Source organism: Pseudomonas sp. R-28-1W-6, assembly GCF_009799925.1.
In the GTDB taxonomy this organism is placed as follows: domain Bacteria; phylum Pseudomonadota; class Gammaproteobacteria; order Pseudomonadales; family Pseudomonadaceae; genus Aquipseudomonas.
Genome location: NZ_WELK01000002.1, coordinates 422,317 through 445,906, shown reverse-complemented (window position 1 = coordinate 445,906; position 23,590 = coordinate 422,317). Strand labels below are relative to the sequence as shown.

21 protein-coding genes and 1 pseudogene are annotated in these 23,590 nt (G+C 63.7%); 17 read left to right on the top strand and 5 right to left on the bottom strand.

Annotation, left to right across the window (positions count from 1 at the left end; all coding sequences use genetic code 11):
• Positions 1-171 precede the first annotated feature (171 nt).
• The gene (locus F3I62_RS06300) at positions 172-1,860 is read right to left on the bottom strand and encodes a lactate permease LctP family transporter (RefSeq protein WP_160488809.1); all 1,689 of its coding nucleotides are present in this window, start codon (positions 1,858-1,860) and stop codon (positions 172-174) included.
• Positions 1,861-2,117: 257 nt separating this feature from the next.
• On the opposite strand from F3I62_RS06300, the gene F3I62_RS06295 reads away from it, so the two are divergent.
• A complete protein-coding gene (locus tag F3I62_RS06295) occupies positions 2,118-2,897 on the top strand; it encodes an FCD domain-containing protein (RefSeq protein ID WP_160488808.1) in 780 nt (259 codons plus the stop codon).
• 70 nt (positions 2,898-2,967) lie between these two features.
• Here the strand turns inward: F3I62_RS06295 and smpB are convergent, their stop codons facing one another.
• Positions 2,968-3,450 carry an SsrA-binding protein SmpB gene (gene smpB / locus F3I62_RS06290; protein WP_160488807.1) on the bottom strand — a complete coding sequence of 161 codons (483 nt, stop codon included), beginning with the start codon at positions 3,448-3,450 and terminating at the stop codon, positions 2,968-2,970.
• 148 nt (positions 3,451-3,598) lie between these two features.
• Here smpB and F3I62_RS06285 point away from each other — a divergent pair, with 148 nt between their 5' ends.
• The gene (locus F3I62_RS06285; RefSeq protein WP_160488806.1) at positions 3,599-4,033 is read left to right on the top strand and encodes a type II toxin-antitoxin system RatA family toxin; all 435 of its coding nucleotides are present in this window, start codon (positions 3,599-3,601) and stop codon (positions 4,031-4,033) included.
• Positions 4,026-4,355: an RnfH family protein gene (locus F3I62_RS06280; protein WP_160488805.1), complete on the top strand. Its 330-nt coding sequence runs from the start codon at positions 4,026-4,028 to the stop codon at positions 4,353-4,355. Before F3I62_RS06285 ends, F3I62_RS06280 begins: the two co-directional genes overlap by 8 nt.
• 56 nt (positions 4,356-4,411) lie before the next feature.
• Here F3I62_RS06280 and F3I62_RS06275 read toward each other — a convergent pair whose 3' ends face one another.
• Positions 4,412-4,927, bottom strand: a complete 516-nt coding sequence (locus tag F3I62_RS06275) for an outer membrane protein assembly factor BamE (protein WP_160488804.1) — start codon at positions 4,925-4,927, stop codon at positions 4,412-4,414.
• A 97-nt stretch (positions 4,928-5,024) separates the two neighbouring features.
• Here F3I62_RS06275 and fur point away from each other — a divergent pair, with 97 nt between their 5' ends.
• Entirely contained in the window at positions 5,025-5,435 is a 411-nt protein-coding gene (fur, locus tag F3I62_RS06270) for a ferric iron uptake transcriptional regulator (protein ID WP_160082539.1), read from the top strand.
• A 57-nt stretch (positions 5,436-5,492) separates the two neighbouring features.
• Here fur and recN read toward each other — a convergent pair whose 3' ends face one another.
• Positions 5,493-7,166: a DNA repair protein RecN gene (recN, locus tag F3I62_RS06265; RefSeq protein ID WP_160488803.1), complete on the bottom strand. Its 1,674-nt coding sequence runs from the start codon at positions 7,164-7,166 to the stop codon at positions 5,493-5,495.
• Positions 7,167-7,314: 148 nt separating this feature from the next.
• Between recN and grpE the strand changes: the two genes are divergently transcribed.
• From grpE to F3I62_RS06225, 8 genes are all read left to right on the top strand, one after another.
• Positions 7,315-7,884, top strand: a complete 570-nt coding sequence (gene grpE / locus F3I62_RS06260; protein WP_160488802.1) for a nucleotide exchange factor GrpE — start codon at positions 7,315-7,317, stop codon at positions 7,882-7,884.
• A 112-nt stretch (positions 7,885-7,996) separates the two neighbouring features.
• Positions 7,997-9,913: a molecular chaperone DnaK gene (dnaK, locus tag F3I62_RS06255; RefSeq protein ID WP_160082533.1), complete on the top strand. Its 1,917-nt coding sequence runs from the start codon at positions 7,997-7,999 to the stop codon at positions 9,911-9,913.
• A 120-nt stretch (positions 9,914-10,033) separates the two neighbouring features.
• Positions 10,034-11,158 carry a molecular chaperone DnaJ gene (gene dnaJ, locus F3I62_RS06250; RefSeq protein WP_160488801.1) on the top strand — a complete coding sequence of 375 codons (1,125 nt, stop codon included), beginning with the start codon at positions 10,034-10,036 and terminating at the stop codon, positions 11,156-11,158.
• A 10-nt stretch (positions 11,159-11,168) separates the two neighbouring features.
• Positions 11,169-11,972 carry a 4-hydroxy-tetrahydrodipicolinate reductase gene (dapB, locus tag F3I62_RS06245; protein WP_160488800.1) on the top strand — a complete coding sequence of 268 codons (804 nt, stop codon included), beginning with the start codon at positions 11,169-11,171 and terminating at the stop codon, positions 11,970-11,972.
• A 185-nt stretch (positions 11,973-12,157) separates the two neighbouring features.
• The gene (gene carA, locus F3I62_RS06240) at positions 12,158-13,294 is read left to right on the top strand and encodes a glutamine-hydrolyzing carbamoyl-phosphate synthase small subunit (RefSeq protein ID WP_160488799.1); all 1,137 of its coding nucleotides are present in this window, start codon (positions 12,158-12,160) and stop codon (positions 13,292-13,294) included.
• A gap of 35 nt (positions 13,295-13,329) precedes the next feature.
• A complete protein-coding gene (gene carB / locus F3I62_RS06235; RefSeq protein ID WP_160488798.1) occupies positions 13,330-16,551 on the top strand; it encodes a carbamoyl-phosphate synthase large subunit in 3,222 nt (1,073 codons plus the stop codon).
• Positions 16,548-17,024, top strand: a complete 477-nt coding sequence (gene greA / locus F3I62_RS06230) for a transcription elongation factor GreA (protein ID WP_160488797.1) — start codon at positions 16,548-16,550, stop codon at positions 17,022-17,024. The genes carB and greA overlap by 4 nt, the downstream gene beginning before the upstream one ends.
• Before the next feature lie 10 nt (positions 17,025-17,034).
• The gene (locus F3I62_RS06225; RefSeq protein ID WP_160489038.1) at positions 17,035-17,439 is read left to right on the top strand and encodes a DUF4149 domain-containing protein; all 405 of its coding nucleotides are present in this window, start codon (positions 17,035-17,037) and stop codon (positions 17,437-17,439) included.
• Positions 17,440-17,448: 9 nt separating this feature from the next.
• On the opposite strand, the gene yhbY is transcribed toward F3I62_RS06225, so the two are convergent.
• Entirely contained in the window at positions 17,449-17,760 is a 312-nt protein-coding gene (gene yhbY, locus F3I62_RS06220) for a ribosome assembly RNA-binding protein YhbY (RefSeq protein ID WP_160488796.1), read from the bottom strand.
• A gap of 354 nt (positions 17,761-18,114) precedes the next feature.
• On the opposite strand from yhbY, the pseudogene F3I62_RS20280 reads away from it, so the two are divergent.
• From F3I62_RS20280 to tpiA, 5 genes and pseudogenes are all read left to right on the top strand, one after another.
• Positions 18,115-18,468 (top strand): annotated as a pseudogene (locus tag F3I62_RS20280) (SAM-dependent methyltransferase); the annotation flags it as partial.
• A gap of 177 nt (positions 18,469-18,645) precedes the next feature.
• The gene (gene ftsH / locus F3I62_RS06215) at positions 18,646-20,553 is read left to right on the top strand and encodes an ATP-dependent zinc metalloprotease FtsH (protein ID WP_160488795.1); all 1,908 of its coding nucleotides are present in this window, start codon (positions 18,646-18,648) and stop codon (positions 20,551-20,553) included.
• 8 nt (positions 20,554-20,561) lie between these two features.
• Positions 20,562-21,413, top strand: a complete 852-nt coding sequence (folP, locus tag F3I62_RS06210) for a dihydropteroate synthase (RefSeq protein ID WP_160488794.1) — start codon at positions 20,562-20,564, stop codon at positions 21,411-21,413.
• 17 nt (positions 21,414-21,430) lie between these two features.
• The gene (glmM, locus tag F3I62_RS06205) at positions 21,431-22,768 is read left to right on the top strand and encodes a phosphoglucosamine mutase (RefSeq protein ID WP_160488793.1); all 1,338 of its coding nucleotides are present in this window, start codon (positions 21,431-21,433) and stop codon (positions 22,766-22,768) included.
• 64 nt (positions 22,769-22,832) lie between these two features.
• On the top strand, positions 22,833-23,588 hold the full coding sequence (gene tpiA, locus F3I62_RS06200; protein WP_160488792.1) for a triose-phosphate isomerase: 756 nt from the start codon (positions 22,833-22,835) through the stop codon (positions 23,586-23,588).
• Positions 23,589-23,590: the final 2 nt, after the last annotated feature.

The window sequence follows — 23,590 nt, the reverse complement described above, 5'->3', positions numbered from 1 at the left end:
GCGTCTCATCCGGTTGAAAAAAAGTGAAGCCGCTATGTGTCGGACGGATCTCGCGAGCTAGAGCGAGACAAGGCAGAAATGGCCGAGGGTGCGGAATTTACGAGTTGTAAATGAGCAGCCCGAGGCCATTTCTAACGCTGTATCGCCGACGCGCAGCAGATCCGAATGTCCTCAGTGCACCAGCATGCCGGTAAAGACATAGGCCTGGGCCAAGGTGATCAGGCCGACGAAGGCGGCGAAGATCAGGCTGTGCTTGAGGGTGAAGCGGAACAGGTCGGATTCCTTGCCGACCATGCCGGTGGCGGCGCAGGCCACGGCGATGGATTGCGGCGAGATCATCTTGCCGGTCACCCCGCCGCTGGTGTTGGCCGCCACCAGCAGGGTCTGGTCGACCCCGATCTGCTGCGCGGTGGTGGCCTGCAGCGAGCTGAACAGGGCGTTGGACGAGGTGTCCGAACCGGTGAGGAACACGCCCAGCCAGCCGAGGAACGGCGAGAAGAACGGGAACAGTGCGCCAGTGCCGGCCAGGACCAGGGCCAGGGTGCTGGACATGCCCGAGTAGTTGGTGACGAAGGCGAAGGCCAGCACCATGCCGATCGACAGGATCGGCCATTTCAGCTCGATCAGGGTTTCCTTGAAGGTGCTCAGGCCGGTTTTCGCGCGGATCTTCAGCACCAGCATGGAGATCAGGGCGGAGAAGAAGATCGCCGTGCCGGTGGCCGAGATCGGGTCGAGCTTGAACACGGCCGGCATGGCGGTGGCGCTGGCCACGATCGGTGCGGTCTTGATCACCAGCTGATCCAGGTGCGGGATGGCGAAGTTGAACACCGTGCCGTACATCGCGCCACCGGCGGCGAACAGCGCCTTGAACGGCTTCAGCGTCCAGATGGTCACCAGCACGGTGAGGATCAGGAACGGCGACCAGGCCTTGAGGATCTGGGCGAAGCTGTAGGGCGATGGCAGGGTGCTGCGCGCACCGCCGAAACCGCCGGCGAAGGCCGTTACTTCGGCGCTCACCCCGGCGACGGCAGCCTTGGCCGCGCGGGCCGGTTGCCAGACCTTGAGGAACAGGGTCAGGGAAATCAGGCTGACCAGGGCCGAGGTGATGTCCGGCAGTTCCGGGCCGATGAAGTTGGAGGTGAAGTACTGGGTCACGGCGAAGCTGGCGCCGGCGACCAGCGCGGCCGGCCAGGTTTCCTTGACCCCGCGCCAGCCATCCATCATCGCCACCAGCCAGAACGGCACGATGATCGACAGCAGCGGCAGCTGGCGGCCGGTCATCGCGCCGATCTTGAAGGCGTCGATGCCGGTGACCTGGCCGGCGACGATGATCGGGATGCCCAGGGCGCCGAAGGCCACCGGCGCGGTGTTGGCGATCAGGCACAGGCCGGCCGCGTACAGCGGGTTGAAGCCGAGGCCGACCAGCAGGGCGGCGGTGATCGCCACCGGCGCGCCGAAGCCGGCGGCGCCTTCGAGGAAGGCGCCGAAGGAGAAGCCGATCAGCAGCACCTGCAGGCGCTGGTCGTCGGTGATAGACAGCACCGAGCTGCGGATCACCTCGAACTGGCCGCTCTTGACCGTCAGTTTGTAGAGGAACACCGCGGCGACGATGATCCAGGCGATCGGCCACAGGCCGTAGGCGAAGCCATAGCCGGCGGCGGCGAAGGCCATGTCGGCCGGCATCTGGAAGGCGAAGATGGCGACGATGATCGACAGCGCCAGGGTGATGCTGCCGGCGACGTGGCCTTTCAGGCGGAACACCGCCAGGGCCAGGAAGAAGAACACGATCGGGATCAGGGCGACCAGCGCGGACAGGCCGAGGCTGCCGAGCGGTGTGTAGAGTTGTTGCCAGGTTTGCATGGTGGGTGGCTCCCTAATTGTTTTTGGAGGTGCCTGGGCTGTCGGCAAGGCCGGTCGCGCCGTTCTGGTAAATTGGTAATACCAATTTACAAAGTAGCGCCGCCAGAGTAAAAGTCATGCTTCCTGCCTGTCAAACCCCTTGTCTCAGACTTTGGTCGAACAGGGGCGGGTTGCTGGGCTCGGGTGGTCTCGTTAGGCTAGCCGGCAGGCGTCGTGCTAGAGCGGGGCAAGTGGTCAAACCAGTGGGGAGTGGCTTTATGGCAGTGGGTCAGGTGCAGCAGCGCCGTCTGTCGGATGACATCGTCAGTCAGCTGGAGGCGATGATTCTCGAGGGCACGCTCAAGATCGGCGAACGCCTGCCGGCCGAACGGGTGCTGGCCGAGCAGTTCGGCGTGTCGCGTCCTTCGCTGCGCGAGGCGATCCAGAAGCTGGTGGCCAAGGGTCTGCTGGTCAGTCGCCAGGGCGGCGGCAACTATGTCGCCGAGACACTCGGCAGCACCTTCAGCGATCCGCTGCTGAAGCTGCTGGAGGAAAACCCGGCGGCCCAGCGCGATCTGCTCGAATTCCGCCACACCCTGGAAGGCTCCTGCGCCTTCTACGCCGCCCAGCGCGCCACCGAGCCGGATCGCCAGCGCCTGAGCGAGGCCTTCGCCGCGCTACAGGATTGCTACGAGCGCGGCGGCACGGTGACCCGGGCCGAGGAGGGCGCGGCCGATGCGCGCTTCCACCTGGCGATTGCCGAGGCCAGCCACAACGCGGTGCTGCTGCACACCATCCGCGGCCTGTTCGACCTGCTCAAGCGCAACGTGGTGACCAATATCGGCGGCATGTACGCCCAGCGCGAGGAAACCCGCAGCATGCTTATCAGTCAGCACCGGGCGCTGTTCGAGGCGATCATGGCCGGGCGTGCCGAGGAGGCGCGGGATCTGTCCAACCGGCATATCGACTATGTGCAGGAGGTGCTGGCGGATGTGCAGCTGGAAGCGCAGCGCCTGGCGCGGGCACAGCGGCGGGTGGGGGCGGCGGCCAAGCCTTAGGCGAGTTACGTGGGGGCGCCCCGCGAACCCCTGCGGGCGTTCAGCTGCGCGTGGCGCACCCTACGGAGAGTTACTCGTCCTTGCCCTTGGTGCGCATGGCGCGCTGCACTTCGCGGTCGGCGTCACGCTCTTTCTCGGTGTGGCGCTTGTCGAAGTCCTTCTTGCCCTTGGCCAGGGCGATCTCGCACTTGACCAGGTGCTGCTTCCAGTACAGCGACAGGGCCACGCAGGTGTAGCCCTTCTGCTGCACCGAGCCGAACAGCTTGTCCAGCTCGCGCTTGTTCAGCAGCAGCTTGCGCGTGCGGATCGGGTCGGCGATGACGTGGGTGCTGGCGGTCTTCAGCGGGGTGATGTGACAGCCCATCAGCCAGGCTTCGTCGTCCTTGAGCAGCACGTAGCTGTCGACCAGCTGCGCCTTGCCGGCGCGCAGGCTCTTCACTTCCCAGCCGGACAGGACCAGGCCGGCCTCGAACTTGTGTTCGATGAAATAGTCGTGCAGCGCTTTCTTGTTCTGCGCGATGGTGCCTGTGGGGTGTTTCTTTTGCTTAGCCATAGGCGCGGCATTATAGGGAGTCGGCGCGCGGCTGGCGACAGCCTGTGCTTGAGGGGGGCGGGTGAATTACGCACAATGCGCGCTTCTTGGCGCTCGCGCGGGCGGTTTGGCCCGGGTGGCCGCAATGCAGTCCTGGAAGTGAGAGCCGATGAGCACGCGAATCCTACGCTCGGCGCTGCTGCCGTATCCGGCACAGGCCTTGTACGATCTGGTCAATGATGTGGCGAGCTATCCGCAGTTCCTGCCCTGGTGCTCGGCCTCCGAGGTGCTGGCGGTCAGCGAGGTGGAAATGCGCGCCAGCCTGACGGTGGCCAAGGGCTCGCTGAGCCAGCGCTTCATGACCCGCAACCGCCTGGTGCCGGGCCAGTCCATCGAGATGCAGCTGGAGGAGGGGCCCTTCTCGCAGCTGCAGGGCGTCTGGGAGTTCAAGGCGCTGGGCGACAAGGCCTGCAAGATCAGCCTGGACCTGACCTTCGATTACGCCGGGCCGCTGGTCAAGGCGACCCTCGGGCCGCTGTTCAACCAGGCGGCCAACACCCTGGTCGATGCCTTTTGCCAGAGGGCCAAGCAGCTCCATGGATAAGCCGAACATCTTCGTCGAGGTGGTGTACGCCCTGGCCGACAAGCAGAAGCTGCTGCGTCTGAGCGTGCCAGCGGGCAGCAGCGTGCGCGACGTGGCCCTGCGCTCGGGGCTGGAGGCGCACTTTCCCGGCCTGGATCTGGCGAACAGCCCGCTGGGCATCTTCGGCAAGGCGGTGGCCAGGCCCGAGGAGCGGATCATCGAGGAGGGCGAGCGGGTGGAAATCTACCGGCCGCTGATCGCCGACCCGAAAGAGGTGCGCAAGCAGCGCGCGGCCAAGGCGGCACTGGCGCGGGCCGGCGAGCAGGGCGAGCAGGGCGAGTAGCTTTCGCCCAGGCACAAAAAAGCCCGGTGAAAACCGGGCTTTTTGCTTTGCGCCGCTTACTGCGGGGTGGCTTCCAGCGGCTCCGGAATCGGTACGGCGACCGGTTCGGCGGCGTCCACTTCGCGCTGGATCTGCTCCAGCAGCGAGCCCGGCTTGGTCGGTTCTTCGGTGGTTTGCTGCGGCTGGCTGACCACACTGCTCTGGCCGTCTTCGCCGAGGATTTCCTGGTCGCGGCTGACGCCCGGCATGAAGTCGCCGGCCAGGCCGATCAGTTGGTCGTCGCTGCCGAACATCAGGCTGACTCGTTCCTGGTAGCGCTGCCGGCCACCCGGCTGGATGCTGTACAGGTAGTCCCAGCGGCTGGCATGGAAGGTGTCGGTGATCAGCGGGTTGCCCATGATAAACCGCACTTGTCGGCGGGTCATTCCAGGCTTCAACTGGTCTATCATGTCCTGCGTTACGACATTGCCCTGCTGGATGTCGATTTTATAAACCCCGGGAAATGAACAACCGGCGAGTGCGAGCAGACCCACGAGCGTGAGGCTGGACAGCAGGAGCTTGGTGTTTTGCATCGGTGGGTGACTTCCACTATCTTGGCTGGGCAAAGTAAACCCCGATCATACCCGCATAAACGGAAGCTGCGAAGCAGCAACCTAGAGAAAGCCGACCATGGTTGAAAATAGCGAACTGCGCAAAGCTGGCCTGAAAGTAACCCTGCCGCGCGTGAAGATCCTGCAGATGCTCGACTCGGCCACTTCCGGCCAGCGCCACATGAGTGCGGAAGATGTGTACAAGGCGCTGATGGAGGCGGGCGAGGACGTCGGTCTGGCCACCGTGTACCGGGTACTGACCCAGTTCGAAGCGGCCGGCCTGGTCGAGCGCCACAACTTCGATGGCGGCCATGCCGTGTTCGAGCTGGCCGACGGCGGGCACCACGACCACATGGTCTGTGTCGACAGCGGCGAAGTCATCGAGTTCTTCGATCCGGATATCGAGAAACTGCAGAAAGAGATCGTCAAGAAACACGGCTTCGAGCTGGTCGATCACAACCTGGTGTTGTACGTGCGCAAGAAGAAATAAGTGCGACGAGTCGAATGAAAAAGGCGCCCCGCGGGGCGCCTTTTTCATGTCTGCACCTTAGTGCTGGGCGCTGCTGACCATCTTGCGCGCGTGCTGCAGGGATTCCTCGGTGAGGTCGACCCCGCCGAGCATGCGCGCCACTTCCTCGACCCGCTGCGCGGTATCCAGGCTGGCCACGGCGGTGCGGGTCTCCTCGCTGCCGCGCTGCTTGTGCACGAACAGGTGGTTGTGGCCCTGGGCGGCGACTTGCGGCAGGTGGGTGACGGTAAGGACCTGGCCGCGCTCGCCGAGGCGCCGTAGCAGCTGGCCGACCACTTCGGCGGTGGGGCCGCCGATGCCGACGTCGACTTCGTCGAACACCAGGGTCGGTACCCGCGACGTCTGTGCGGTGATCACCTGGATCGCCAGGCTGATGCGCGACAGCTCGCCGCCGGAGGCGACCTTGGCCAGGGATTTCAGCGGCAGGCCGGGGTTGGTGCTGACCAGGAATTCGACCTGCTCCAGGCCATGAGGCTGCGGCTCCTCGGCGCTGCCGGCCTGCAGCTGGATGCTAAAGCGCCCACCGGGCATGCCCAGGCCCTGCATCTCGATCTGCACTGCATCGGCCAGGCGCTCGGCGGCCTGCTGGCGCAGCTGGCTCAGTTCGGCCGCTTTTTCCTGGTAATGACGGGCATAGGCCGCCAGTTCCTCGGCCAGGCGTTCGCTGGCCTGGTCATCGGCGTTCAGGTCTTCCAGTTCTTCCAGCAGGCGCTGCTGCAGTTCGCCCAGTTCGGTGGGCTGGATGCGGTGCTTGCGCGCCAGGGTATAGATGGTGTCCAGGCGTTCTTCGAGCAGTTGCTGGCGCTGCGGGTCGGCATCGAAGTGGTCGATGAAGCGGTTCAGCTCGCCGACCGCTTCCTCGACTTGGATCTGCGCGCTGGCCAGCAGGTTGCTGGCTTCGCCGAGGGCGCCGGGCTGACTGCTGAACGCACCCAGGCGGTTGAGGCTGGCGGTCAGGGCCGACAGCACGTTGCCGGCATCGCTCTCGCTGCACAGGTCGAGCACCTGGCGACAGGCGCCGAGCAGCTGTTCGGCATTGCTCAGGCTCTTGTGTTCCTGCTCCAGCTGCTCCAGCTCGTTGTCGCCGAGGGCGAGGTTTTCCAGTTCCTCCAGCTGGTAGCTGAGCAGCTGGTGGCGGGCGCGCTGCTCGTCGCTGGTCGAGGTCAGGCGCTGCAGCTCCTGGCGGGTCTGGCGCCAGCGCTGGGCGGCCAGCTGCACCTGGCGGGCCAGTTCCTGGCTGCCGGCATACTCGTCGAGCAGGCGGCGGTGGGTGTCGGGCTTGAGCAGCGACTGGTGCTCGTGCTGGCTGTGGATATCGATCAGCAGTTCGCCGAGCGCCTTGAGGTCGCCCAGTGGGCAGGGGCTGCCGTTGATGTAGCCGCGCGAGCGGCCTTCGCTGGTGATCACCCGGCGCAGGATGCACGGGCCGTCGTGGTCCAGGTCGCGCTCGCTGAGCCAGGCGCGGGCTTCGGGGATGTCGTCCAAGTCGAAGCTGGCGAGGATGTCCGCCTTGTCCGCGCCGGGGCGCACCACGCCGCTGTCGGCGCGGTCGCCGAGGGCCAGGCCGAGGGCGTCGAGCATGATCGACTTGCCGGCGCCGGTCTCGCCGGTGATCACCGACATGCCGCGGGCCAGCTCCAGATCCAGGTGTTCGACGATGGCGTAGTTGTGAACGGACAGGTGCACCAGCATGGAATGCGCTCCCGAAAAATTAGGCTGTGTATTTATACAGTGTTTTGTTTTGTCCTGACAATAACCCTTGAAACCTTGTGATCGGGCCCCATATAGGCGACAGAAGCAGCAGGCCTTGACCTGCCCACGCATTGAACAGGAGGACCTAATGGCTGACGAACAGACCCTGGATACGCAGAACCCGCAGGACGCCCAGAACGCCGAGGCGGGGTCTGGCGAGGATCTGGCGGCACGTGTGCACGCCCTCGAAGAGCAGCTGGCGCAGGCGCAGGATAATGCCCTGCGGGTTGCCGCCGATCTGCAGAACGTGCGCCGCCGCGCCGAGCAGGATGTCGAGAAGGCGCACAAGTTCGCCCTGGAGAAGTTTGCCAATGACCTGCTGCCGGTGGTCGACAGCCTGGAGCGCGGCCTGGAGCTGTCCGACCCGAACGACGAGTCGATCCGCCCGGTGCGCGAAGGCATGGAGCTGACCCTCAAGCTGTTCCACGACACCCTCAAGCGTTACCAGCTGGAAGCGGTCGACCCGCATGGCGCACCGTTCAATCCGGAGCACCATCAGGCGATGGCCCTGGAAGAAAGCACCCATGTCGAGCCGAACTCGGTGCTCAAGGTGTTCCAGAAGGGCTACCTGCTCAGTGGTCGCCTGCTGCGCCCGGCCATGGTCGTGGTGAGCAAGGCGCCGAGCGTCGCGCCGCCGTCGATCGACGAGCAGGCTTGAAATCGGCGAGTCCGACCCCATCTGTTAGAACAAGCGATTTAGTGCTGGTGCGGCCAATTCATTCAACGGGCCGCGCAACCAAGGTTAAAGATCAAGTTTCGGGAGAGTGAATATGGGCAAGATTATCGGTATCGACCTGGGGACCACCAACTCCTGCGTCGCCATTCTGGAAAACGGTAACGTCAAGGTCATCGAGAACGCCGAAGGCGCGCGCACCACGCCTTCCATCATCGCCTACACCAACGACGGCGAGATCCTGGTCGGCCAGTCCGCCAAGCGTCAGGCGGTGACCAACCCGCACAACACCCTGTACGCGGTGAAGCGTCTGATCGGTCGTCGCTTCGAAGAAGAAGTGGTACAGAAAGACATCAAGATGGTTCCCTACAAGATCGCCAAGGCCGACAACGGTGATGCCTGGGTCGACGTGAAGGGCCAGAAGATGGCGCCGCCGCAGATTTCCGCGGAAGTGCTGAAGAAGATGAAGAAGACCGCCGAAGACTACCTCGGCGAAGCCGTGACCGAGGCGGTGATCACCGTCCCGGCCTACTTCAACGACAGCCAGCGCCAGGCCACCAAGGATGCCGGTCGCATCGCCGGCCTGGACGTCAAGCGCATCATCAACGAGCCGACCGCGGCCGCGCTGGCCTACGGCATGGACAAGGGCAAAGGCGACCACACCGTGATCGTCTATGACCTGGGTGGCGGTACCTTCGACGTGTCGGTGATCGAGATCGCCGAAGTCGACGGCGAGCACCAGTTCGAGGTGCTGGCCACCAACGGCGACACCTTCCTCGGTGGCGAGGACTTCGACATCCGCCTGATCGACTACCTCGTCGACGAGTTCAAGAAAGAGTCCGGCATCGACCTGAAGGGCGATCCGCTGGCCATGCAGCGCCTGAAGGAATCCGCCGAGAAGGCCAAGATCGAGCTGTCGTCCGCGCAGCAGACCGACGTCAACCTGCCGTACATCACCGCAGACGCCACCGGTCCGAAGCACCTCAACGTGAAGATTTCCCGCGCCAAGCTGGAAGCCCTGGTCGAAGACCTGGTCACCCGTACCATCGAGCCGTGCCGCATCGCCCTGAAAGACTCCGGTCTGGACGTCGGCAGCATCGACGAAGTGATCCTGGTCGGTGGTCAGACCCGCATGCCGCTGGTGCAGCAGAAGGTTGCCGAGTTCTTCGGCAAGGAAGCACGCAAGGACGTCAACCCGGACGAAGCCGTGGCCATCGGTGCCGCCATCCAGGGCGCGGTGCTGGCCGGCGACGTCAAGGACGTGCTGCTGCTCGACGTCTCCCCGCTGACCCTGGGTATCGAGACCATGGGCGGCGTGATGACCGCGCTGATCGAGAAGAACACCACCATCCCGACCAAGAAATCGCAGGTGTTCTCCACTGCCGACGACAACCAGGGCGCGGTGACCATCCACGTGCTGCAGGGCGAGCGCAAGCAGGCCTCGCAGAACAAGTCGCTGGGCAAGTTCGACCTAGCCGAGATCCCGCCGGCGCCGCGTGGCGTGCCGCAGATCGAAGTGACCTTCGACATCGACGCCAACGGCATCCTGCACGTCGGCGCCAAAGACAAGGCCACCGGCAAGCAGCAGTCCATCGTGATCAAGGCCAACTCCGGCCTGTCCGAGGAAGAGATCGAGCAGATGGTGCGTGACGCCGAGGCCAACGCCGAGGAAGACCGCAAGTTCGAGGAGCTGGTTACCGCGCGCAACCAGGGTGACGGTCTGGTGCATGCGACCCGCAAGATGGTCACCGAGGCGGGCGACAAGGCCACTGCCGACGAGAAGGCTGCCATCGAGAAGGCCCTGGGCGAGCTGGAAGTCGCGGTGAAGGGCGACGACAAGGCGGCCATCGAAGCCAAGATGAATGCCCTGTCCGAAGTCACCACGCCGCTGGCGCAGAAGATGTACGCCGAGCAGCCGCAGCCGGGCGCTGCCGGCCAGGGGGCTGACGAAGCCAAGGACGCGGCCGACGACGTGGTCGACGCCGAGTTCGAAGAAGTCAAGGACAACAAGTAAGCCACGGCTTACCTCAGTTCCCGCCCGCCGAAGCCTGGCTTCGGCAGGTGCGATCCGCCGCGCGGGAGCTTGCTCCCGCGTTGGCGTGTCTGGGGCAGACGAATTTAAAGGTGTTGATGTATGTCCAAGCGTGACTATTACGAAGTGCTCGGTGTCGAGCGCGGCGCCAGCGAAGCCGAGCTGAAAAAGGCTTACCGGCGCCTGGCGATGAAGCACCACCCGGACCGCAATCCGGACGACAAGGCTTCGGAAGAGAAATTCAAGGAGGCCAACGAGGCCTACGAAGTGCTGTCCGATGCGGGCAAGCGTTCGGCCTACGACCAGTACGGCCATGCCGGCGTCGACCCGCAGATGGGTGGCGGCGGCTTCGGCGGTGGCGGGGCGAACTTCTCCGACATCTTCGGCGACGTGTTCAGCGATTTCTTCGGTGGCGGCCGCGGCGGTTCGCGCGGCGGCGCCCAGCGTGGCAGCGACCTGCGCTACACCCTGGAGCTGGATCTGGAAGAGGCCGTGCGCGGCACCACCGTGACCATTCGCGTGCCGACCCTGGTCAACTGCAAGCCGTGCGATGGCAGCGGGGCGAAGAAGGGCACCAGTCCGGTGACCTGCACCACCTGCGGCGGCATCGGTCAGGTGCGCATGCAACAGGGCTTCTTCTCGGTGCAGCAGACCTGCCCGCGCTGCCATGGCAGCGGCAAGATGATCACCGACCCCTGTGGCTCCTGCCATGGCCAGGGCCGGGTGGAAGAGAGCAAGACCCTGTCGGTCAAGGTGCCGCCGGGCGTCGACACCGGCGATCGCATCCGTCTGTCCGGCGAGGGCGAGGCGGGCAGCATGGGTGGCCCGGCGGGCGACCTGTACGTGGTGGTCAATGTGCGCGAGCATGCGATCTTCCAGCGCGACGGCAAGCACCTGTACTGCGAAGTACCGATCAGCTTCGCCGACGCGGCGCTGGGCGGCGAGCTGGAAGTGCCGACCCTGGATGGCCGGGTCAAGCTGAAGATCCCGGAGGGCACCCAGACCGGCAAGCTGTTCCGTCTGCGCGGCAAGGGCGTGGCCCCGGTGCGTGGCGGCGGTGCCGGCGACCTGCTGTGCAAGGTGGCGGTGGAGACCCCGGTGCATCTGGACAAGCGCCAGCGCGAGCTGCTGGAAGAGTTCCGCAAGTCGCTGGAAGGCGACAGCTCCCATTCGCCCAAGGCCAGTGGCTGGTTCGAAGGCGTGAAGCGCTTCTTCGGCGATCTCTAAGGAATCGACTATGCGACGTATTGCAGTGATGGGCGCCGCCGGGCGCATGGGCAAGATCCTCATCGAGGCGGTCGGCCAGGCCGAAGGCGCCAGGCTGACCGCGGCCGTGGATCGCCCGGACAGCAGTCTGATCGGCGCCGATGCCGGCGAGCTGGCGGCGCTGGGCAAGATCGGCGTGGTCCTGGCGGGTGACCTGAATGCGGTGCTCGATCAGTTCGATGTGCTGATCGACTTCACGCACCCCTCGGTGACCCTGAAGAACCTGGAAGTCTGCCGTAAGGCCGGCAAGGCCATGGTCATCGGTACCACCGGTTTCAGTGTGGAAGAGAAGCAGTTGCTGGCCGATGCCGCCAAGCAGATTCCGATCGTCTTCGCCGCCAACTACAGCGTCGGCGTCAACCTGTGCCTTAAGCTGCTGGATACCGCTGCCCGGGTGCTGGGTGACGAAGTCGATATAGAAATCATCGAGGCGCACCACCGGCACAAGGTCGATGCGCCGTCCGGTACCGCGCTGCGCATGGGCGAAGTGGTGGCCAATGCCCTGGGGCGCGATCTGCAGAAGGTCGCGGTGTACGGGCGCGAAGGCCAGACCGGCGCGCGCGAGCGCGAAACCATAGGTTTCGCCACCGTGCGGGCCGGCGACGTGGTCGGCGACCATACCGTGCTGTTCGCCGCCGACGGCGAGCGGGTGGAGATCACCCACAAGGCCTCCAGTCGGATGACCTTCGCCAAGGGGGCGGTGCGTGCGGCGCTGTGGCTGCAAAGCCAGCCGGCCGGGCTGTATGACATGCAGGATGTGCTGGGGCTGAGCTGACATAGCGTTTCGGTCCACTCAGATGGTGGACCGAAAAGGCACTTTCCTGTAAGCTTTCTGCTTTAGTGTGTCCACTAAAAGTAACGCAGAATGAATCAGATAAAAAAGCGGGGTGACGGTCAATACGTCATCCCGCTTTTTTACAACCTGCGTTTGTGTAAGTTTCAGATCTAAGGGAGGTCTTCTTGACTAAGCCAGCCATACTCGCCCTTGCCGACGGCAGCATTTTCCGCGGTGAAGCAATCGGGGCCGACGGCCATACCATCGGTGAAGTGGTGTTCAACACCGCCATGACCGGCTATCAGGAAATCCTTACCGATCCTTCCTATGCCCAGCAAATCGTCACGCTGACCTACCCGCACATCGGCAACACCGGTACCACGCCGGAAGATGCCGAATCCAACCGGGTGTGGGCGGCCGGCCTGATCATTCGCGACCTGCCGCTGATCTCCAGCAACTGGCGCAACAAGCAGCCGCTGGACGAGTACCTCAAGGAAAACGGTACCGTCGCCATTGCCGGCATCGATACCCGTCGCCTGACCCGCATCCTGCGCGAGAAAGGCTCGCAGAATGGCTGCATCCTGGCGGGTGAAGACGCCACCGAGGAAAAAGCCCTGGAACTGGCGCGCAGCTTCCCTGGCCTGAAAGGCATGGACCTGGCCAAAGTGGTCAGCTGCACCGAGCGCTACGAATGGCGCTCCAGCGTGTGGAACCTGAAGAGCGACAGCCACCCGGAAATCGCTGCCAGCGAGCTGCCTTACCACGTCGTTGCCTATGACTACGGGGTCAAGGTCAACATCCTGCGCATGCTGGTCGAGCGCGGTTGCCGCCTCACCGTGGTGCCGGCCCAGACCCCGGCCAGCGACGTGCTGGCGCTGAACCCGGATGGCGTGTTCCTCTCCAACGGCCCTGGCGACCCCGAGCCGTGCGACTACGCCATCCAGGCGATCAAGGACGTGCTGCAGACCGAGATCCCGGTCTTCGGCATCTGTCTCGGTCACCAGCTGCTGGCCCTGGCCTCCGGTGCCAAGACCCTGAAGATGGGCCACGGTCACCACGGCGCCAACCACCCGGTGCAGGACCTCGACAGCGGCGTGGTGATGATCACCAGCCAGAACCACGGCTTCGCCGTGGACGAGACCAGCCTGCCGGCCAACCTGCGCGCCACCCACAAGTCGCTGTTCGACGGCACCCTGCAGGGCATCGAGCGCACCGACAAGGTGGCTTTCAGCTTCCAGGGCCACCCGGAAGCCAGCCCGGGCCCGCATGACGTGGCCCCGCTGTTCGACCGCTTCATCGAAGCCATGGCCAAGCGCCGTTAAGCCAGCCGACTGACCCAAGGATTCGAGTAAGAAACATGCCAAAACGTACAGACATCAAAAGCATCCTGATCCTCGGCGCCGGCCCCATCGTCATCGGCCAGGCCTGCGAGTTCGACTATTCCGGCGCCCAGGCCTGCAAGGCCCTGAAGGAAGAGGGCTACCGCGTCATCCTGGTGAACTCCAACCCGGCCACCATCATGACCGACCCGGCCATGGCCGATGCCACCTACATCGAGCCGATCAAGTGGTCCACCGTGGCCAAGATCATCGAGAAGGAGCGCCCGGACGCCCTGCTGCCGACCATGGGTGGCCAGACCGCGCTGAACTGCGCCCTGGACCTGGAAAAGCACGGCATCCTGGAAAAGTTCGGCGTGGAAATGATCGGTGCCAACGCCGACACCATCGACAAGGCCGAAGACCGTTCGCGCTTCGACAAGGCGATGAAGGACATCGGCCTGGCCTGCCCGGTTTCCGGCATCGCGCACAACATGGAAGAAGCCTACGGCGTGCTGGAGAAGGTCGGCTTCCCGTGCATCATCCGTCCGTCCTTCACCATGGGCGGCACCGGCGGCGGTATCGCCTACAACCGTGAAGAGTTCGAAGAAATCTGCGCCCGTGGCCTGGATCTGTCGCCGACCAGCGAGCTGCTGATCGACGAATCGCTGATCGGCTGGAAGGAATACGAGATGGAGGTGGTCCGCGACAAGAAGGACAACTGCATCATCGTCTGCGCCATCGAGAACTTCGACCCGATGGGCGTGCACACCGGTGACTCGATCACCGTGGCCCCGGCTCAGACTCTGACCGACAAGGAATACCAGATCCTGCGTAACGCCTCTCTGGCGGTGCTGCGCGAGATCGGCGTGGAAACCGGCGGCTCCAACGTGCAGTTCGGCATCTGCCCGAACACCGGGCGCATGGTGGTGATCGAGATGAACCCGCGCGTGTCGCGTTCCTCGGCACTGGCCTCCAAGGCCACCGGCTTCCCGATCGCCAAGATCGCCGCCAAGCTGGCCGTGGGTTACACCCTCGACGAGCTGAGCAACGACATCACCGGCGGCCGCACTCCAGCCTCGTTCGAGCCGGCCATCGACTACGTCGTCACCAAGATCCCGCGTTTCGCCTTCGAGAAGTTCCCCAAGGCCGACGCGCGCCTGACCACCCAGATGAAATCCGTGGGTGAGGTCATGGCCATCGGTCGGACCTTCCAGGAATCCCTGCAGAAGGCCCTGCGCGGTCTGGAAGTGGGGGTCTCCGGTTTCGATCCGAAGCTCGACCTGAACGACCCGGAAGCCGAGAGCACCTTGCGCCGCGAGCTGACCGTGCCGAGTGCCGATCGCATCTGGTACGTGGCCGATGCCTTCCGCGCCGGCAAGAGCGTCGCGGAAATCTTCGAGCTGACCAACATTGACGAATGGTTCCTGGTGCAGATCGAGGACCTGATCAAGGACGAGGAGCGGGTCAAGACCCTCGGCCTGTCCAGTATCGATCGCGACGCCATGTACAAGCTCAAGCGCAAGGGCTTCTCCGATGCGCGCCTGGCCAAGCTGCTCGGCGTCACCGAGAAGAACCTGCGCAGCCACCGCCACAAGCTGAAAGTGCTGCCGGTGTACAAGCGCGTCGACACCTGCGCCGCCGAGTTCGCTACCGACACCGCCTACATGTACTCGACCTACGAGGAAGAGTGCGAGGCCAATCCGTCGAGCCGCGACAAGATCATGATCCTCGGTGGCGGCCCCAACCGCATCGGCCAGGGCATCGAGTTCGACTATTGCTGCGTACACGCGGCGCTGGCCATGCGTGAAGACGGTTACGAGACCATCATGGTCAACTGCAACCCGGAAACCGTTTCCACCGACTACGACACCTCCGATCGCCTGTACTTCGAGCCGGTGACCCTGGAAGACGTGCTGGAGATCGTTCGCGTCGAGCAGCCCAAGGGCGTGATCGTGCAGTACGGCGGCCAGACCCCGCTGAAGATCTGCCGCGCCCTGGAAGAGGCCGGGGTACCGATCATCGGTACCTCGCCGGACGCCATCGACCGTGCCGAAGACCGTGAGCGCTTCCAGCAGATGGTCCAGCGCCTGGGTCTGCGCCAGCCGGCCAACGCCACCGCGCGCAGTGAAGACGAGGCCCTGGCTCATTCCAAGGTCATCGGCTACCCGCTGGTGGTGCGCCCGTCCTATGTGCTGGGCGGCCGCGCCATGGAGATCGTCTACCAGGAAGACGAGCTCAAGCGTTACATGCGCGAAGCGGTGAAGGTCTCCAACGACAGCCCGGTGCTGCTCGACCACTTCCTCAACTGCGCCATCGAAGTCGATATCGATGCGGTCTGCGACGGCGAGAGCGTGGTGATCGGCGCGATCATGCAGCACATCGAGCAGGCCGGCGTGCACTCCGGCGACTCGGCCTGTTCGCTGCCGCCTTACTCGCTGCCGATGCACATCCAGGACGAGATTCGCGAGCAGGTCAAGAAGATGGCTCTGGAGCTCGGCGTGGTCGGTCTGATGAACGTGCAGATGGCCGTGCAGGGCGAGGATATCTTCGTCATCGAAGTGAACCCGCGCGCCTCGCGTACCGTGCCGTTCGTCTCCAAGTGCGTCGGTGTTTCGCTGGCCAAGGTGGCTGCCCGCGTCATGGCTGGCAAGTCGCTGGCTGATGCCGGCTACACCAAGGAAATCATCCCGCCGTACTTCAGCGTCAAGGAGGCGGTGTTCCCGTTCGCCAAGTTCCCAGGCGTCGACCCGATCCTCGGCCCAGAGATGAAGTCCACCGGTGAAGTGATGGGCGTTGGCAATACCTTCGGTGAGGCCTTCGCCAAGGCCCAGCTGGGTGCCAGCGAGATTCTGCCGAACTCCGGCTGCGCCTTCATCAGTGTGCGCGAAGACGACAAGCCGTTCGTCGAGCAGGTCGCTCGCGATCTTATCGCTCTCGGTTTCGAAGTGGTCGCCACCGCGGGTACCGCCCGCGTGATCGAGGCCGCCGGCCTGCCGGTACGCCGGGTGAACAAGGTGACCGAAGGCCGCCCGCACGTGGTCGACATGATCAAGAACGACGAAGTCACCTTGATCATCAACACCACTGAAGGCCGTCAGTCGATTGCTGACTCCTACTCCATTCGTCGTAACGCTCTGCAGCACAAGATCTACTGCACCACCACTATCGCGGCGGGGCAGGCGATCTGCGAGGCGCTCAAATTCGGTCCCGAGAAGACCGTGCGCCGGCTGCAGGATCTGCATGCAGGAATCAAGGCATGACCAAATACCCCATGACCGTCCAGGGCGCTCGCGCCCTGGAAGAAGAACTGGCGCATCTGACCAAGGTGGTGCGGCCCAAGCTCAGTCAGGATATCGGCACTGCGCGCGAGCTGGGTGACCTCAAGGAAAACGCCGAATACCACGCCGCGCGCGAGCAGCAGGGCATGGTCGAGGCGCGCATCCGCGATATCGAGGGTCGCCTGCAGAATGCGGTGATCATCGATGTCACTACCATCGCCCACACCGGCAAGGTGATCTTCGGCACCACCGTCGAGATCGCCAACTGCGAGACCGACGAAAGCGTGACCTATCAGATCGTCGGTGAGGACGAGGCCGATATCAAACTGAGCAAGATCTCGGTCGGCTCGCCCATCGCCCGCGCTCTGGTCGGCAAGGAAGAAGGCGACGTGGTCACGGTGAAGACGCCGAGCGGTCTGGTCGAGTACGAGATTGTCGAAGTCCGCCATCTTTAAGCGTCAACCGCTGCGGGCGGGAGTGATCAGCTGGCAGCTGGCCCAGACCTTCTGGGTCGGCGGCCTGTGGTTGCTGTACTTCGTCATGTTGCCGGCGCTGGAGAAGATCGGCCTGGCGCCACTGCTGATCGAGACGGTCAGTGCGACGCTGACGCCGCTGCTGGTCGGCTTCGCTGCATTCTGTGCGCTGTTGCAGATGCTGGTGTTGCTGCTGGCCGAAGGCGGGCGCAGTCTCTGGCGCGACATGCGCGGTCAGCTGCTGCTGAGTGTGCTGGGGATGGCGCTGGCGTACTTTGCCGTGCGCGAGTGGCAGCCGGATGCAGCGCGCTGGCTGCTGTTCAACTACCAGGTGTTGGCGTTGTGCGGTTTGCTGCTGGTGTTGCAGCCGCTGCCGGGGCAGCGGGGCGAGGGCTGACTGCCGCTATCAGGCCTGATAACGGTGGATGTTGGAGAGGTTCTTGTTGGCCTTGGGGTTCTTGCGGTAGACCAGCGCCATTTTGCCGATGATCTGTACCACTTCGCAGCGGCTGACCTTGCTCAGTTCGTCGATCAGGGCGCGGCGATCATCGCGTTCGGTGATGCGGAACTGCACCTTGATCAATTCGTGATCATTCAGGGCGCGCTCCAGTTCGGCCTGTACGCCTTCGGTCAGGCCGTTCTCGGCGACGATCAATACCGGCTTCAAGTGGTGGCCGATAGATTTGAAGTGTTTCTTCTGCTCGTTGGTAAGCGCCATAATCTGATCCTGCGACGGGGAAACTGCCGGAAATGGAATGCGCTTGCGCTGCTTTGGCGAAAGCTGGAGGGCCGCATCACGCAGTTTCTCCAAGCCTTTTTGCCAAGTCTGGCTACGCGTGCCGTGGTTCCGGACGGCTTCTGAACTGTAAAAACGGCGTAGTTTACCCGAGCGTGCTGGGGCGCGCCCAGCTAATCACTATCCGTTGCAGATGAGTTGCCTTATGGCTGGCTCCAGGGCTGCTTAGCTTCGGCTGAAGGAGCACTTCGTTGGTCTTCGCGTCAAGATGGCGCAAAAGAACGGTTAACGTTCGCGGGCCAGTTGCAAACTGCTGGGTATCCAGGGGGCGGTCGCATCCCAGATGTAGTCTGCTTCACCGAGGATGAAGTGTTTGCACGGCTTCTCGAGGTCGTCCGCGGGCGTCCGCTAGACCTTGTGATTTCCGAGATGGCCCCAATATGGGCAATGTGAGGCTGGCCGATCAGGCCTTGGTTGAGTGCCTGTGTGAATTGGTGCTGGACCTGGTGGGGCGGGTGCTATGTCTCGGTGGCGACTGCCTGGTCAAGATCATTCGGGGCGAGGATTTCGATGCGCACCGCAATCTGGTGCGTGGGCGGGGCGACAGGGTGCGGGTGCGCAAGCCCCCTCTCGTCGCGCGACCGCTCCCGCGTGCAATACCTGCTCGCACGGGTTTTTCGTGGGGGCTAGACTGGGCGTCAACTGCCGGCATGGTGCGCTGCGCCACGCCACAGTGCTCATAAAGGGTTACAGACGACGCCTGCCATGGGCAGGGTTGTGTAGTAAGTTAGGCGGGTATATCTCAAGCCGTTATGCGGAGCGCGTTTCAGGACGGGGCTCGCTTCAGAGGGTAGCTAATTGAACGACATGGCAAAGAACCTGATCCTGTGGCTGATCATCGCGGCCGTTCTGGTCACTGTGATGAACAACTTCTCCAGCCCCAGTGAGTCCGGCAAGCTGAACTACTCCGAGTTCATCCAGCAGGTGCAGGAAGGTCGGGTCAAGCAGGTCACCGTGGATGGTTACATCATCAGCGGCAAGAACGCCGATGGCACCACCTTCGAGACCGTGCGTCCGGCCATCGAAGACCGCGGGTTGATCAAGGATCTGATCGACAACAACGTCGAGATCGTCGGCAAGCAGCCGGAGCGCCAGAGCATCTGGACCCAGCTGCTGGTGGCCAGCTTCCCGATCCTGGTGATCATCGCCGTGTTCATGTTCTTCATGCGCCAGATGCAGGGTGGTGGCGGTGGCAAGGGTGGGCCGATGAGCTTCGGCAAGTCCAAGGCGCGCCTGCTCTCGGAAGACCAGGTGAAAACCACCCTGGCTGACGTCGCCGGTTGCGACGAGGCCAAGGAAGAGGTTGGCGAGCTGGTCGAGTTTCTCCGTGATCCGGGCAAGTTCCAGCGCCTGGGTGGGCGTATCCCGCGTGGCGTGCTGATGGTCGGTCCGCCCGGTACCGGCAAGACCTTGTTGGCCAAAGCCATTGCCGGCGAGGCCAAGGTGCCGTTCTTCACCATTTCCGGTTCCGACTTCGTCGAAATGTTCGTCGGCGTCGGCGCCAGCCGCGTACGCGACATGTTCGAACAAGCCAAGAAGCACGCGCCCTGCATCATCTTCATTGACGAGATCGATGCCGTCGGTCGTCACCGCGGTGCCGGTCTCGGTGGTGGCCACGACGAGCGCGAGCAAACCCTCAACCAGTTGCTGGTGGAGATGGATGGTTTCGAGATGAACGATGGCATCATCGTCATCGCCGCCACCAACCGTCCGGATGTGCTGGACCCTGCGTTGCTGCGTCCGGGCCGCTTCGACCGCCAGGTGGTGGTCGGTCTGCCGGATATCCGCGGTCGCGAGCAGATCCTCAAGGTGCACATGCGCAAGGTGCCGATCGGCGACAACGTCGAGCCGGCGGTGATCGCCCGAGGCACTCCGGGCTTCTCCGGCGCCGACCTGGCCAATCTGGTCAACGAGGCTTCGCTGTTTGCCGCACGTGCGGGCAAGCGGGTGGTGGAGATGAAGGAATTCGAACTGGCCAAGGACAAGATCATGATGGGCGCCGAGCGCAAATCCATGGTCATGTCCGAGAAGGAGAAGCTCAACACGGCCTTCCATGAAGCCGGCCATGCCATAGTCGGGCGCCTGGTGCCCGAGCACGACCCGGTCTACAAGGTGTCGATCATTCCCCGTGGCCGCGCCCTGGGCGTGACCATGTTCCTGCCGGAAGAGGATCGCTACAGCCTGTCCAAGCGCGCGCTGACCAGTCAAATCTGCTCGCTGTTTGGTGGTCGTATTGCCGAGGAAATGACCCTGGGCTTCGATGGCGTGACCACGGGTGCATCCAACGACATCATGCGTGCCACGCGTCTGGCGCGGAATATGGTGACCAAGTGGGGCTTGTCCGAGAAGCTGGGGCCGCTGATGTACGCCGAAGAAGAGGGTGAAGTCTTCCTCGGGCGCAGCGCCGGCAGCCAGCATGCCAATGTTTCCGGGGAGACCGCCAAGCTCATCGATGATGAGGTGCGTAGCCTGATCGATGGCTGCTACGCCACCGCCAAGCGTCTGCTGGAGGAGAATCGCGACAAGCTGGATGCCATGGCCGATGCGCTGATGAAGTACGAAACCATCGATGCCGACCAGATCGACGACATCATGGCTGGCCGTACACCACGCGAGCCGCGCGATTGGCAGGATGGCTCGGGTACTCCGAGCGCTCCCAAGGAGCAGGCTAATCGCCCGGAAACCCCGATCGGCGGCCCGGCCGGCGAGCACTAAGGCGACCCATGACTGCTGCGCAATACCCAACCCGACTGCCTTGCGGCAGTCGGGTCCTTGATTTGGCCCATCCGCAAGTGATGGGGATTCTCAATGTCACCCCCGATTCCTTTTCCGATGGCGGTCGTTTTGCAGCGCGCGACGCGGCATTGCGCCATGCAGCCGAGATGGTTGCGGCTGGAGCGACGCTGATCGATGTCGGCGGTGAGTCGACCCGTCCGGGCGCGCGTCCGGTCTCGCCGCTGGAGGAGCTGGAGCGGGTGGCGCCGGTGGTCGAGGCCATCGCTGCCGAGCTGGATGTGATCATCTCCCTGGATACCTCGACGCCGGAGGTCATGCGCGAGGGGGCTCGTCTGGGGGCGGGACTGATCAATGACGTGCGCTCGCTGCGTCGTGATGGCGCGCTGGAGGCGGCTGCCGATACCGGTCTGCCGGTTTGCCTGATGCATATGCTGGGCGAGCCCGGCAGCATGCAGCAGAATCCGCAGTACCGTGACGTGCTCGCCGAGGTGGCCGATTTTCTCGCGCAGCGCATGGTCGCCTGTGATACGGCCGGAATCCCGCGTGAACGAATCGTGCTGGACCCAGGCTTCGGCTTCGCCAAGACACTGTCGCACAATCTGAGCCTGTTCAGACATATGGAAGGGCTGCATGTCTTGGGGCGGCCCCTGCTGGTCGGGGTGTCGCGTAAAAGCATGATCGGTCAGGCGCTGGGGCGCGAAGTCGGCGAGCGCCTGTACGGCGGTCTGGCCTTGGCTGCATTGGCGGTCAGCAAGGGTGCATGCATTCTGCGTGTGCACGATGTCGCTGAGACGGTCGACGTGGTGCGCATGGTCGCGGCCGTGCAGATGGCGGAATAAGAACAAGCGGAGTGAATATGAGCAGAAAGTATTTCGGCACCGACGGTATTCGTGGTCATGTCGGGCAATTCCCCATTACGCCTGACTTCATGCTCAAGCTTGGCTGGGCGGCCGGCATGGCCTTTCGCAAGCAGGGCAAGTGCCGCATTCTGATCGGCAAGGACACACGCATTTCCGGCTATATGTTCGAGTCGGCGTTGGAGGCCGGGCTGTCCGCGGCGGGGGCCGATGTCATGCTGCTCGGTCCCATGCCGACGCCGGCCATTGCCTACCTGACCCGTACCTTCCAGGCAGAAGCGGGCATCGTCATCAGTGCCTCGCACAATCCGCATTACGACAACGGCATCAAGTTCTTCTCGGGTAGTGGTACCAAGCTGCCGGACGAGGTCGAGCTGATGATCGAGGAGTTGCTCGATCAGCCGATGACCGTGGTCGAGTCGGCGCAGCTGGGCAAGGTGTCGCGGATCAATGATGCGGCCGGACGCTATATCGAGTTCTGCAAGAGCAGTGTGCCGACCAGCACCAGTTTTGCCGGGCTCAAGCTGGTCATCGATTGCGCCCATGGTGCGACCTACAAGGTGGCGCCGAGCGTGTTCCGCGAGCTCGGGGCGCAGGTTTCAACCCTGGCCGTTCAGCCCAATGGTCTCAATATCAATGACAATTGCGGCTCGACCCATGTCGAGGCGCTGCAGGCGGAGGTGCTGGCACAGCAGGCCGACCTGGGAATCGCCTTCGATGGTGATGGCGATCGCGTATTGATGGTCGATCATGCCGGTGTGGTGGTCGATGGCGATGAGCTGCTGTTCATCATCGCGCGCGATCTGCAGGCGCGCGGCAAGCTGCAGGGTGGGGTGGTCGGTACGCTGATGAGTAACCTGGGCCTGGAGCTGGCATTGGCCGAGCTGGGCATCCCGTTCTCCCGGGCCAAGGTAGGTGATCGCTATGTGATGGCCGATCTGCAGGAGCGTGACTGGCAGCTGGGTGGCGAGAACTCCGGGCATGTCGTGTGTTTCCAGCACACCACCACCGGCGATGCCATCATTGCCGCGTTGCAGGTGCTGCTGGCGCTGCGGCGCAATGGTCAGAGCCTGGCCGAGGCGCGTCAGGCCTTGCGCAAGTGCCCGCAGGTGCTGATCAATGTGCGCTTTGCCGGTGGTGCAGACCCTCTCGAGCATCCGGCGGTCAAGGACGCCTGCGCGCGGGTGACCGAGCGGATGGCGGGGCGCGGTCGCGTGCTGCTGCGCAAGTCCGGTACCGAGCCGCTGGTGCGGGTGATGGTGGAGGGCGAGGATGAGGCTCAGGTGCGCGGCTATGCCGAGGAATTGGCGAAAGTCGTCACGGAAGTCTGCACCTGATTGGCTTGCCAGTGCGGAAGCTCTTGGGTAACATCTGCGCCCACTTTGATCGACGAGGTATGGCATGCGTCGCCCCCTGGTAGCTGGTAACTGGAAAATGCACGGTACCCGCGCCAGCGTCGCAGAGCTGATCAAGGGCCTTCGTCAGTTGGCCCTGCCTACCGGTGTAGAAGTGGCGGTACTGCCGCCCTGTCTCTACATCAGTCAGGTGATTGCCGGGTTGGAGGGTAAGTCGATCGCCGTCGGTGCGCAGAATTGCGCGGTTGAGCCGATGCAGGGTGCGCTTACGGGTGAGGTGGCGCCGAGTCAGTTGGCGGATGCTGGATGCTCGCTGGTATTGGTTGGGCACTCGGAGCGTCGTCAGATCCTGGGTGAGCGCGACGATGTCCTCAGTCGCAAGTTTGCTGCGGCGCAGTCCTGTGGTTTGGTGCCGGTGCTGTGTGTGGGCGAGACGCTGGAGCAGCGGCAGGCGGGCAGGACCCTTGAGGTGGTTGCCGCTCAGCTGGGCAGCGTGATTGAAGAATTGGGTGTGGGTGCATTTGCCCGTGCCGTTGTGGCGTATGAGCCGGTCTGGGCCATTGGTACCGGGCTGACGGCTTCGCCGCAGCAGGCGCAGGAAGTGCACGCAGCCATACGTGCGCAGCTGGAGGCTGAAAATGCCGAGGTGGCGCGCGGGGTGCGGATTATTTACGGCGGCAGCGTGAAAGCGGTCAATGCAGCTGAACTGTTCGGCATGCCGGATATCGATGGGGGGCTCGTTGGTGGGGCCTCTCTGAACGCGGACGAGTTTGGCGCGATCTGTCGCGCGGCAGGAAACTGAAA

Excerpts from the sequence above, each read along its gene's own strand:
- F3I62_RS06300 (WP_160488809.1), bottom strand. The coding sequence starts at position 1,860 with ATGCAAACCTGGCAACAACTCTACACACCGCTCGGCAGCCTCGGCCTG.
- F3I62_RS06295 (WP_160488808.1), top strand. The coding sequence starts at position 2,118 with ATGGCAGTGGGTCAGGTGCAGCAGCGCCGTCTGTCGGATGACATCGTC.
- smpB (WP_160488807.1), bottom strand. The coding sequence starts at position 3,450 with ATGGCTAAGCAAAAGAAACACCCCACAGGCACCATCGCGCAGAACAAG.
- F3I62_RS06285 (WP_160488806.1), top strand. The coding sequence starts at position 3,599 with ATGAGCACGCGAATCCTACGCTCGGCGCTGCTGCCGTATCCGGCACAG.
- F3I62_RS06280 (WP_160488805.1), top strand. The coding sequence starts at position 4,026 with ATGGATAAGCCGAACATCTTCGTCGAGGTGGTGTACGCCCTGGCCGAC.
- F3I62_RS06275 (WP_160488804.1), bottom strand. The coding sequence starts at position 4,927 with ATGCAAAACACCAAGCTCCTGCTGTCCAGCCTCACGCTCGTGGGTCTG.
- fur (WP_160082539.1), top strand. The coding sequence starts at position 5,025 with ATGGTTGAAAATAGCGAACTGCGCAAAGCTGGCCTGAAAGTAACCCTG.
- recN (WP_160488803.1), bottom strand. The coding sequence starts at position 7,166 with ATGCTGGTGCACCTGTCCGTTCACAACTACGCCATCGTCGAACACCTG.
- grpE (WP_160488802.1), top strand. The coding sequence starts at position 7,315 with ATGGCTGACGAACAGACCCTGGATACGCAGAACCCGCAGGACGCCCAG.
- dnaK (WP_160082533.1), top strand. The coding sequence starts at position 7,997 with ATGGGCAAGATTATCGGTATCGACCTGGGGACCACCAACTCCTGCGTC.
- dnaJ (WP_160488801.1), top strand. The coding sequence starts at position 10,034 with ATGTCCAAGCGTGACTATTACGAAGTGCTCGGTGTCGAGCGCGGCGCC.
- dapB (WP_160488800.1), top strand. The coding sequence starts at position 11,169 with ATGCGACGTATTGCAGTGATGGGCGCCGCCGGGCGCATGGGCAAGATC.
- carB (WP_160488798.1), top strand. The coding sequence starts at position 13,330 with ATGCCAAAACGTACAGACATCAAAAGCATCCTGATCCTCGGCGCCGGC.
- greA (WP_160488797.1), top strand. The coding sequence starts at position 16,548 with ATGACCAAATACCCCATGACCGTCCAGGGCGCTCGCGCCCTGGAAGAA.
- yhbY (WP_160488796.1), bottom strand. The coding sequence starts at position 17,760 with ATGGCGCTTACCAACGAGCAGAAGAAACACTTCAAATCTATCGGCCAC.
- ftsH (WP_160488795.1), top strand. The coding sequence starts at position 18,646 with ATGGCAAAGAACCTGATCCTGTGGCTGATCATCGCGGCCGTTCTGGTC.
- folP (WP_160488794.1), top strand. The coding sequence starts at position 20,562 with ATGACTGCTGCGCAATACCCAACCCGACTGCCTTGCGGCAGTCGGGTC.
- glmM (WP_160488793.1), top strand. The coding sequence starts at position 21,431 with ATGAGCAGAAAGTATTTCGGCACCGACGGTATTCGTGGTCATGTCGGG.
- tpiA (WP_160488792.1), top strand. The coding sequence starts at position 22,833 with ATGCGTCGCCCCCTGGTAGCTGGTAACTGGAAAATGCACGGTACCCGC.